Origin of the sequence: Bacteroides acidifaciens (genome assembly GCF_024623065.1) — a bacterium.
GTDB classification, from domain to species: Bacteria; Bacteroidota; Bacteroidia; order Bacteroidales; family Bacteroidaceae; genus Bacteroides; species Bacteroides acidifaciens.
Genome location: NZ_JANJZR010000142.1, coordinates 1 through 4,375, shown reverse-complemented (window position 1 = coordinate 4,375; position 4,375 = coordinate 1). Strand labels below are relative to the sequence as shown.

8 protein-coding genes, 1 rRNA gene and 1 pseudogene are annotated in these 4,375 nt (G+C 37.5%); 9 read left to right on the top strand and 1 reads right to left on the bottom strand.

The features are described from left to right. Positions 1 to 65: 65 nt before the first annotated feature. The 3 genes from NSB03_RS20095 to NSB03_RS20085 are packed head-to-tail and all read left to right on the top strand — an operon-like array spanning position 66 to position 1,338. The gene (locus NSB03_RS20095) at positions 66 to 848 is read left to right on the top strand and encodes a phosphoadenosine phosphosulfate reductase family protein (RefSeq protein ID WP_008775809.1); all 783 of its coding nucleotides are present in this window, start codon (positions 66 to 68) and stop codon (positions 846 to 848) included. Positions 849 to 859: 11 nt separating this feature from the next. Then, the gene (locus tag NSB03_RS20090) at positions 860 to 1,000 is read left to right on the top strand and encodes a hypothetical protein (protein ID WP_004326719.1); all 141 of its coding nucleotides are present in this window, start codon (positions 860 to 862) and stop codon (positions 998 to 1,000) included. Further along, positions 997 to 1,338, top strand: coding sequence for a hypothetical protein (locus NSB03_RS20085; protein WP_004326720.1), 342 nt, complete (start codon positions 997 to 999; stop codon positions 1,336 to 1,338). The genes NSB03_RS20090 and NSB03_RS20085 overlap by 4 nt, the downstream gene beginning before the upstream one ends. A gap of 93 nt (positions 1,339 to 1,431) precedes the next feature. Here NSB03_RS20085 and rrf read toward each other — a convergent pair. Continuing rightward, positions 1,432 to 1,542: ribosomal RNA gene (rrf, locus tag NSB03_RS20080) — 5S ribosomal RNA — on the bottom strand. 226 nt (positions 1,543 to 1,768) lie between these two features. On the opposite strand from rrf, the gene NSB03_RS20075 reads away from it, so the two are divergent. The 6 genes and pseudogenes from NSB03_RS20075 to NSB03_RS20050 all read left to right on the top strand — a co-directional run bounded on the left by NSB03_RS20075 (position 1,769) and on the right by NSB03_RS20050 (position 4,374). Then, a complete protein-coding gene (locus NSB03_RS20075) occupies positions 1,769 to 2,206 on the top strand; it encodes a nucleoside 2-deoxyribosyltransferase (protein WP_257466614.1) in 438 nt (145 codons plus the stop codon). Positions 2,207 to 2,325: 119 nt separating this feature from the next. Then, positions 2,326 to 2,571 carry a hypothetical protein gene (locus NSB03_RS20070; RefSeq protein ID WP_024988815.1) on the top strand — a complete coding sequence of 82 codons (246 nt, stop codon included), beginning with the start codon at positions 2,326 to 2,328 and terminating at the stop codon, positions 2,569 to 2,571. Next, positions 2,568 to 2,978, top strand: a complete 411-nt coding sequence (locus tag NSB03_RS20065) for a DUF551 domain-containing protein (protein ID WP_004326723.1) — start codon at positions 2,568 to 2,570, stop codon at positions 2,976 to 2,978. Before NSB03_RS20070 ends, NSB03_RS20065 begins: the two co-directional genes overlap by 4 nt. Further along, positions 2,978 to 3,894 (top strand): annotated as a pseudogene (locus NSB03_RS20060) (radical SAM protein). The gene NSB03_RS20065 and the pseudogene NSB03_RS20060 overlap by 1 nt, the downstream one beginning before the upstream one ends. Before the next feature lies 1 nt (position 3,895). Next, on the top strand, positions 3,896 to 4,132 hold the full coding sequence (locus NSB03_RS20055; protein WP_024988816.1) for a hypothetical protein: 237 nt from the start codon (positions 3,896 to 3,898) through the stop codon (positions 4,130 to 4,132). Beyond that, entirely contained in the window at positions 4,129 to 4,374 is a 246-nt protein-coding gene (locus NSB03_RS20050) for a methyltransferase domain-containing protein (protein WP_257466613.1), read from the top strand. The genes NSB03_RS20055 and NSB03_RS20050 overlap by 4 nt, the downstream gene beginning before the upstream one ends. The last annotated feature ends 1 nt before the right edge of the window (position 4,375 follow it).

The window sequence follows — 4,375 nt, the reverse complement described above, 5'->3', positions numbered from 1 at the left end:
CTCTACGACCTCAAATCCGCTGCAAGAATGCCATCCTACAGCGAAAATCAGAGTTCTCGGACGGTCTGGGGGGGGGGAATTTAACCGCTGTGTTTTGTGACACCGGTTGGGAACACCCTGACACATATAAACATGTGAATGATGTTTGTCTGCAAATGGGTGTAAGACTTATAACTCTCAAATCAAAATATGATTTTGTGTCTTTGGCAGCTCATAAGAAAAGATTTCCTTCCACGAATGCACGATTTTGTACCAGTGAACTAAAAATGAAGCCAATGATTGATTATGTACTTTCTTTGAAAGAAAGCTGCATTATCATACAAGGTATCAGAGCCGGAGAAAGTACAGCACGTGCGGCAATGGAAGAGGAATGTATGTACTTCAAATCGTATTTTCAACCTAATAAGAAAGGAAGAACTGAAAACTACCGAAGTAAGGATGTCAAAGAATGGTGTTCCCAATATGACGCTTCTGTTCTAAGACCGATCTTCAAATGGAGTGCACAGCAAGTTATAGATTGCATACTGGATGCAGGGCAGAAACCGAATCCATTGTATTATCGTGGATTCTCACGTGTTGGATGTTTCCCGTGTATCATGTGTCGGCACAAAGAAATCGAACTCATAGCCAAAAATGATCCTAAAATGTGCCAACGCCTAATTCAAGCAGAGAAAAGCGTAGGACATTCCTTCTTTCCTCCATTATACATACCTCAAAGATTCTGTAAAAACAAACAATATCCTTATGTAGAGGAAGTTTTGGAGTACGTTAAAGAACATACCCCTGATATGTTCGAGCCGGAAGGTGGATATGCCTGCATGAGTCTGTTCCATGGGTTATGCGAATAAATAAAAATATTATGAAGAAAATACTGCTTATCTGTACACTCCTTGCTTTGCTAACTGGATGTACTGCACCGAAAGTTTATAAAAAGAATCGCTTCACAAAACAGTTTCAAGAAGCGGATTCAATGTTTAATGAAAAATATGGGATTAAATGAGTAAAGATAATATAGCTCAACAATACAATAATATGGTTGCAAGTATTGAAGATGCTAAAATTTATGATGGCCGGGGAGAATATAACCTATATGAATGTAATAAATGCAATAATTATAAGGTAACTCTATACAAAGACAAAGGTGTAACTCCCTTCATCATGAGATGTAAATGCGGAGGGGATATGATGCACACGAAATCTTCAAAACAAGCTCCACCATCATACGTGAAAGTTCATAATTGGGTACGTCCCAGTTTGGAGCAAACAATGTCGTTGAGTGAAAGTATGCGTAATCATATTCTAAATGGAGGATTAATATTAGAGGATGAATTAAAGTGATCTGATAAAATGAAAGAAATAACTATTGGTGATAAACCTTTAATGTAAATGTTTTAAGCCTTGCTATCAATAAAGATAACAAGGCTTAAAAGAAAATGGCAGCGACCTACTCTCCCACAATTATGCAGTACCATCGGCGTGACAAGGCTTAACTTCTCTGTTCGGAATGGGAAGAGGTGGAACCCTTGTGCCATAACCACCTAAATTAAGGACTTAGCTGTACTAAATAAATTTTTCAATCAACCACTACAAAAGATCAACACAATTTAGCACAAAGTCCCAACCTACCGTCTATTCAATTTTAAGCATTGCCATAGCCGTACGGTAGTAAAGCTATAGAATGCTTTTTCTAATTAAATATTTCATAATTAAAAAAATTAATCATTTGCGACATTGCAAATGAGGTTCAAATATACGCATTAAAAGTAAAATGGCAAAAATTTATGTAGCAAGTAGCTGGAGAAATCCTTTTCAACAAGAAGTTGTAAATATTCTCCGTGATTTAGGACATGAGGTCTATGATTTTAAGAATCCCCCACATGGGAATGGTGGTTTCCAATGGTCTGATATAGACCCTGATTGGCAGAACTGGACAACTAAGCAATATCAAGAAGCACTTAATCACCCAATTGCGCAGAAAGGTTTTGATTCAGATTTCAATGGTATGCAGTGGGCTGATGTCTGCGTTATGGTTCTTCCTTGTGGTCGATCTGCTAACACAGAAGCCGGATGGATGAAAGGCGCAGGTAAAAGGGTAATGGTTTATTCTCCCGAAAAGCAAGAACCAGAACTGATGTATAAAATATACGATTTTGTGAGTGACAACATATTTCGTATCAACGATAAGATATTGGAGTATAACAGATAAGATATGAGCAGACTGTCAGACGAATGGTGTTGCATGAATTGTATTCACCAAGAAGAATGTTTGGATCAATATCCTAATTTAAATTTATTAGACTATTGTATACATTACGAAGACGTAGAATGGATAAAGATAAATTCAACAAAGCAATAGAACTCAACAAGAAAATAGAGGAATACAAAGATCATAAGATGGCACTTGAAAAATCTAACATAAAATATGGTGGTGGATTGATATTTACATACAACAGAATGCACAATGATGTACCATTAAAGGAAGAGATTTTTGGTAAGAATTTCTTTCAGAACTATATGAATGCTTTGGATAATAAGATAGAAACATTGCAAAAAGATTTTAACGAGCTATGACAAAAGAAGAAACCAAGCAGACAGTAAAAGAAGCGGCAATAGAAGCAAGAATGGCAAGTGCCGAAACATTAACTACTTATGGTACGCACACATCACTTGATGATTTTGAATATTTATCTCATGATGAAATTGCAGAAGCCGCATTTGTGAAAGGTACTGAATGGCAGGCAAAGCAATCCCCGTGGATAAGCGTGAAGGAACGGTTGCCGGATGAAAATGAAGACATCATCATTCTATGTAAACATGGTGCGATTTTTAACGGTACATATAGCAACAATGTATGGTTCTGCATGGATGGTTATATCCATGATACGTACAAAGGTAATCCGATTTACTCTTCAATGAGCAGCATACCTTCATCATGGGAACCGATAGCATGGATGCCAATACCTAAATTTGAAGAATAATGAATATCGGAATTTTAGCCGTTGATAGCAATTTCCCCAATTTAGCACTTATGAAAATCAGTGCTTACCACAAAGCAAGAGGCGATCAAGTGGAGTGGTATAATCCCCTATGTGAATACGACAAAGTATATACAGCTAAAGTATTCACTTTCACACCTGACTATAACTATTATATCAATGCCAACCAAATAGAAAAAGGTGGTACCGGATATGATATTGAAAAAGTTCTTCCAGTTGAGGTTGATCGTCTTCAACCTGATTATTCTATCTACAATATTGACTCCAATTTGTCCTATGGGTTTCTGACACGTGGTTGTCCCAATCGGTGTAAGTGGTGTGTTGTTCCTAAAAAAGAAGGGAAAATCTCACCTTATATGGATATTGAGGAAATAACAGCTGGACGGAAGAAAGCTATCCTTATGGATAATAATATACTGGCCTCAAACTATGGCTTGCAGCAAATAGAGAAAATCATCAAACTGGGTGTCAAAGTGGATTTAATCAAGGACTGGATGCCCGCTTAATCACGGATGAAATTGCCCGACTACTTGCAAAAGTAAAATGGATTAAACGTATTCGCTTTGGATGCGATACGCCGGGACAAATTGCAGAAGTTGAACGTGCTTCCGCTTTGATAGACAAGTATGGATATAAAGGGGAATATTTCTTGTATTGCATCCTTATGGACTTTAAAGAGTCGTTTGCGCGTGTCAACTACTGGAAATCTAAAAGCCGCCGTTTTCTCCCACACTGTCAACCCTTTCGTGATCTGAACAATCCACACCAAATCATTCCACAGTGGCAGAAAGACATGGCGCATTGGGCTGATAGGAAGGAAATATACATGAGTTGCGACTTCAAAGACTTTTCACCAAGAAAAGGATTTTTATGCAAGGAATATTTTAAAATATTGTAAGATGAAATTAAACAAAAAGACAGAGCGACTTATTAAACGTAAAGCCGCTGAACTTAAAAAATTATACGAAACTCCTAATCCCAAAGTAGATAAAATTATTTCTGAATTGAGAGCAGAAGCAACGAAACGTCCACAGAACATGAGTAAGGAAGAAGAGATTGCTTATATTCTGAAAAAGGCTGATGAAAATTGCGATCATATAGAAATTCGTAAAATCCTAAATGAAAGTAATACATGAATACATCTTTTGAACGATCTGCAAACGCTTCCGATGAATGGTACACACCACGAGAAATCATTGAAGCATTAGGTGAATTTGACCTTGATCCATGTGCTCCCATGCACCCTCTTTGGCCTACTGCAAAAATCATGTACAACAAGCAGGACAATGGTCTTATACAAAATTGGGGGAGACTGTCCGAGAACTCCTCTTTAAACAGAGGTTTGTCGTTGTCCCTCCGCAATAGCCCCTGTTTGTAGC